The organism is Streptomyces specialis (genome assembly GCF_001493375.1).
GTDB classification, from domain to species: domain Bacteria; phylum Actinomycetota; class Actinomycetes; order Streptomycetales; family Streptomycetaceae; genus Streptomyces; species Streptomyces specialis.
Genome location: NZ_LN929807.1, coordinates 1 through 4,346 on the forward strand (window position 1 = coordinate 1; position 4,346 = coordinate 4,346).

The 4,346-nt window shown below is 73.7% G+C and carries 6 protein-coding genes; 2 read left to right on the top strand and 4 right to left on the bottom strand.

Annotated features, from left to right (window positions below; all coding sequences use genetic code 11):
- Positions 1-111 precede the first annotated feature (111 nt).
- Complete coding sequence (locus tag BN2279_RS07395) at positions 112-1,143, bottom strand: DNA topoisomerase IB (protein ID WP_059007684.1); 1,032 nt, start codon at positions 1,141-1,143, stop codon at positions 112-114.
- Between the two features lie 37 nt (positions 1,144-1,180).
- Positions 1,181-1,450, bottom strand: a complete 270-nt coding sequence (locus BN2279_RS07400) for a hypothetical protein (protein ID WP_059007685.1) — start codon at positions 1,448-1,450, stop codon at positions 1,181-1,183.
- 163 nt (positions 1,451-1,613) lie between these two features.
- Here BN2279_RS07400 and BN2279_RS07405 point away from each other — a divergent pair, with 163 nt between their 5' ends.
- Positions 1,614-2,036, top strand: coding sequence for a PPOX class F420-dependent oxidoreductase (locus tag BN2279_RS07405; protein WP_059007687.1), 423 nt, complete (start codon positions 1,614-1,616; stop codon positions 2,034-2,036).
- Positions 2,037-2,102: 66 nt separating this feature from the next.
- On the top strand, positions 2,103-2,762 hold the full coding sequence (locus BN2279_RS07410) for a TetR/AcrR family transcriptional regulator (RefSeq protein ID WP_059007689.1): 660 nt from the start codon (positions 2,103-2,105) through the stop codon (positions 2,760-2,762).
- 17 nt (positions 2,763-2,779) lie between these two features.
- Here the strand turns inward: BN2279_RS07410 and BN2279_RS07415 are convergent, their stop codons facing one another.
- Positions 2,780-3,340 (bottom strand): dihydrofolate reductase family protein, encoded by a 561-nt coding sequence (locus tag BN2279_RS07415; protein ID WP_059007691.1) that lies wholly within the window; start codon positions 3,338-3,340, stop codon positions 2,780-2,782.
- Positions 3,341-3,396: 56 nt separating this feature from the next.
- The gene (locus BN2279_RS07420; RefSeq protein WP_407702201.1) at positions 3,397-4,155 is read right to left on the bottom strand and encodes a histidine phosphatase family protein; all 759 of its coding nucleotides are present in this window, start codon (positions 4,153-4,155) and stop codon (positions 3,397-3,399) included.
- Between the last annotated feature and the right edge of the window lie 191 nt (positions 4,156-4,346).

Consider the following 4,346-nt stretch of genomic DNA (forward strand, 5'->3'; position numbering starts at 1 on the left):
TTGTTTTTGTCAAGCAGAAGACGGCATACGGGATTTCTGCCTGTCTCGGGGGCTCGGAGATGTGTATAAGGGCAAGGGGCGGCGGATGCGGCGCACGGGCCGCCCGCCCGGTCACGGCCGGGGCGGGCGGCCCGTGCGCAGCATCCGCAGCACCGCCCGCTCCACCGGCCCCTGCGTCGCCGGGGCACCGGCCGCCACCCCCGCCCCCAGGCGGGACAGCACCGGCTCCAGCGTCACGCCGTCCTCGTACAGCTCGATCACCCGCGGGTTGATGTAGGAGGCGCGGCACACGGCGGGCGTGTTCCCCAGGTACTCGGCCACCTCCCGCACCGCTCGCGCGACGGCGCGGCGCCGCGCCGACTCGCTCCGCGCCGCGTGCCCCGACACGCCCAGCGCGACCGCCGCCAGCACCGTCCCGTGCCAGGTGCGGAAGTCCTTCGCGGTCACCTCGACCCCGCCCTGTCCCCGCAGATACGCGTTGAGGTCGGCGCCGGTCACGTCGTGCCAGGCCCGCGCCTCCCAGTACGCCAGCAGCCGCCCCCCGCCGCCCCGGCGCCGCCGCAGCGCGGTGACGACCCGGCACAGCGCCGGCTCGGAGACCGCCTGCTCCTGCCGCCTGCCGTGCTTGCCCGGATACGCGAACGCGACCCGGCTCGCGCCGCAGCGCACGTGCTCCCGCAGCAGCGTCGTCAGGCCGTACGTCTGGTGCCGGTCGGTGTAGCGCTCGCTGCCGATCCGGAAGAACCCCATGTCGAGCAGCCGGGCCCCGCCGCCCAGCACCCGTTCCCGGGTCAGGCCCCGCAGGCTCAGATGGGCGGTGGCGGCCTCCCGGATCCGGGGCAGCGCCTCGGCCACCTCCAGGACGTGTTCGTGCTTCGCCTTCTCCTGGAGCTCCCGGAACCGCTCGTGGTACAGGTACTGGCGGCGGCCCGCCGCGTCCGTCCCGACGGCCTGGAGGTGACCGTTGGGCCGGGCGCAGATCCACACGTCCCGCCACGCGGGCGGGATCACCAGCGCGGCGATCCGCGCCAGCTCGGCCGGGTCGCGCAGCGGCTCGCCGTCCGTGTCGAGATAGCGGAAGCCCTTGCCGTGCCGTCTGCGCCGGTACCCGGGGTCGGTGGGCCGGGTGTGCCGCAGGCGCATCAGGCCCCCGCCCCGCGACCGCGTCTCGCCACGGCCCTCACCCCTCGGCGCCCTCCTCCGGCTCCGCGAGGGAGCCGGAGCCCTGGTGGGTTCCGCCGGTCGCCCCGTAGCCGCCCGCGATGCCGGGCGGGATGTCGCCGTCCGCCTGCTCCCTGCTGATGTGCCGCCGGGCGCGCACCCCGGCGCGCCGCTCCCCGTAGGGATAGTCGAACGGACGCGACGCGCCGCGTTCGCGGTCCGTCTCCCGCCGCTCCTCGACGGCCTTGTCCCGCTTCTTTCGGTTTTCTTCTTCTTCGCCCTTTTCCATGCGTCACGCGTACCCGTCCGGACCACCGGCATACCCTCCCTGATCGCGGGGCGGTGCCCGGTGTCTTTTTTGCAGGAGGCGTTTTACCATTTGCCATGAGCGTTGTACCGTGCTGTGGGGGCCGCCGGAAATCCGGGCCCCTTCCGGACCGCAAGGAGACGCCGTGTCGTTCACCGAGCAGGAGATCGCCTACCTCCGCTCCCAGCCCCTCGCCCGCATCGCCACCGTCGGCCCCGACGGCCAGCCCGACGTCGCACCCGTCGGCTTCGAGTTCGACGGCACGCGGTTCTACGTCGGCGGCGTCGATCCCGCCCGCACCCGCAAGCACCGCAACGTCGAGGCCGGCCACGACCAGGTCGCCCTCGTCGTCGACGATCTGGTCGCCACCGACCCCTGGACCCCGCGTTTCCTGCGCGTCTACGGCACCGCCGAAGTCACCGAACGCGCCGGCCGGTTCGGGACCTCCCCGTATCTGCGGATCACGCCCACCGTCTCCTGGAGCTGGAACCTCGACGGACGCCCCTTCGGCGGCGGCGACGACTTCAGCCCCCGCCGCACCGTCCACCGGCCCCCGGCCGCCGCGTAAGGTACCGCCTGCGCGGGCACCCACCGCCCGCGCGCCCCACCACGGCGACACCCCGGGACTCCCACGATGACCAGGCGCGACACCACACCCGGCGGCACGCCCCGGCCACGCCCCCGCGGCGGACTCGCCGACAAGCGCCGCGCGATCCTCGCCGGCGCGCTCACCGTGTTCGCGCGGGACGGATACACCCGCGCCGGCGTGGACGCCATCGCCGCCGAGGCCGGCGTCTCCACCCGCACCATCTACAACCACTTCGCCGACAAGGCCGAGCTGTTCCACCAGGTCATCCAGGAGAGCGCCGGACGCGCCGCCGAGGCGCAGATCGCCATCATCGACCGGCACCTGCGCAAGGTCACCGCGCTCGAACCCGACCTCGTCGCGTTCGGCCTCGACTGGGCCGCCCAGTCGACCACCGGCCACGCCGAACACTTCGCCCTCACCCGGCAGGTCAACGCCGAACGCGGCCACATCCCGCCCGCCGCCATCGAGGCCTGGCAGGAGACCGGCCCCCTCCGCGTCCGCCGTGTCCTCGCCGCCCGCCTCGCCGCCCTCGCCGACCGCGGCCTGCTGCGCGGCGGCGACCCCGAACTGGCCGCCGTCCACCTCCTGCGCCTGGTCTCGGTCACCAACCCGTCCTTCCCCGGCGGCGTCCTTCCCGACGACGAGGAGGTCACCGCGGCCGTCGAGGCGGGCGTCCGGGCCTTCCTCCACGGCTACCTGAGCTGAGCCCGGCCGGGGGCCGTTCAGACGCGGGGGTAGACGTCCACCCGGACCCCGGAGGGGAACACCGGGCCGCTGGAGACCCGCCACGCCGTCTTGCGCACCGTGTCCGGGAACAGCCGCAGCCCGGAGCCGATCGTCACCGGGAAGACCATCAGCCGCAGCTCGTCCACCAGATCGTGGTCGAGCAGCGTGTGCACCAGCGTCCCGCTGCCCTGGACCACGATGGGCCCGCCGTCCCGCTCCTTCAGCCCGGCGACGCCCTTCACGACGTCGCCCGCCAGCACCGTCGTGTTGTTCCACTCCGGATCGGTGAGCGTGCCGGACACCACGACCTTCTCCATGCTGTTCATCCGGTCGGCGAACTCCCCGGTGTACGTCGGCCAGGCCCCGGCGAACGACTCGTACGTCACCCGGCCGACGAGCAGCGTCCCCGCCTCCAGCACCTCGTCGAACTTGTACCGCACCTGCTCCGGACCCTGGTGGTCCAGCACCCACCCGGTGTGCGGATGCGACGGCTCGCCCCCGGGCGCCTCCATCACCCCGTCCAGGGTCACGAACTCCGAGACGATCAGCTTCCTCATGGTGTCCTCCCGCGTGCGACGTCGTCGGTGGGGTGGACCCGCCCCGGCGGCGGAACTCATCGGTCGTCCGCCGTCTCCCCCGGCCCCGTCAGATGGGCCGTGGCGCCGAACTCCACCAGACGCAGCGCCGCCCCGTCGCCGGCGAACCGGGTCACCGACGCGTTCGGCACCGGAACGGCGTCCGCCGGCGCCTCCGCGCCGATCCCCGCCACGACGTGCCGCAGCGTCACCACGATCGCGTCGTGGGCGACGACCAGCACCCGCCGCCCCGCCCCGCCGGCGTCCAGCTCCGTCAGGAAGTCCCGCGCCCGCAAGGCCACATCGGCGAGGGACTCGCCCCCGGGCGGCCGGTAGAGCCCCTCACCGAGCCGAACCCGGCGCCGCGCCTCCCCGGGGTCGCGCTCCCGGATCCCGCCGGGCGTCAGCAGCTCGAAGACGCCCATCTCCCGGTCCCGCAGCCGCTGATCCACCACCACCGGCACCGGCGGCCTGCCCAGCCGCACCGCCTCCCGGGCCATCACGTCCCACGTCCGCCGCGCCCGCTCGTACGGCGAGCACGCCACCAGATGCGGGCGCCGCTCCACGCCCAGCCCCGCCAGCCACGCGCCGAGCGCGGCGGCCTGCGCCTCGCCCCGGGCCGTCAGCGGCACCGTGGCGTCGCTCCACTCCGGCGGCGGCGGCGCCATCCCGGCGAACACGGCGTTCGCGAGGCTCTCCCCGTGCCGCACCACGGTCAGCTCACCGAGCGCGTACCGCCCCGGGATCGCGCTCACCGCGGCACCGCCGGGGAATCGGCGGCACGGCGGGGATCGCATCGGCGGACACGGCGCACGGAACCGACGCTACCCCCGCCCCGTCTCTTTTACACATCTGACGCTGCCGACGGAGAGGGTAGAGTAGGGATCTGAGGGGGCCGGCTAGATTAATAAAAGAGAAATAAGAGAGCTAGAAGCAGAAAACGTGTGAGATTATAGGAATGCCTAGAACCACCTCTGTAGTGACAATG

What these genes read in the sequence shown, in the direction of transcription:
- BN2279_RS07400 (WP_059007685.1), bottom strand. Translation starts at nt 1,450, where the DNA reads ATGGAAAAGGGCGAAGAAGAAGAAAACCGAAAGAAGCGGGACAAGGCC.
- BN2279_RS07395 (WP_059007684.1), bottom strand. Translation starts at nt 1,143, where the DNA reads ATGCGCCTGCGGCACACCCGGCCCACCGACCCCGGGTACCGGCGCAGA.
- BN2279_RS07415 (WP_059007691.1), bottom strand. Translation starts at nt 3,340, where the DNA reads ATGAGGAAGCTGATCGTCTCGGAGTTCGTGACCCTGGACGGGGTGATG.
- BN2279_RS07410 (WP_059007689.1), top strand. Translation starts at nt 2,103, where the DNA reads ATGACCAGGCGCGACACCACACCCGGCGGCACGCCCCGGCCACGCCCC.
- BN2279_RS07420 (WP_407702201.1), bottom strand. Translation starts at nt 4,155, where the DNA reads ATGCGATCCCCGCCGTGCCGCCGATTCCCCGGCGGTGCCGCGGTGAGC.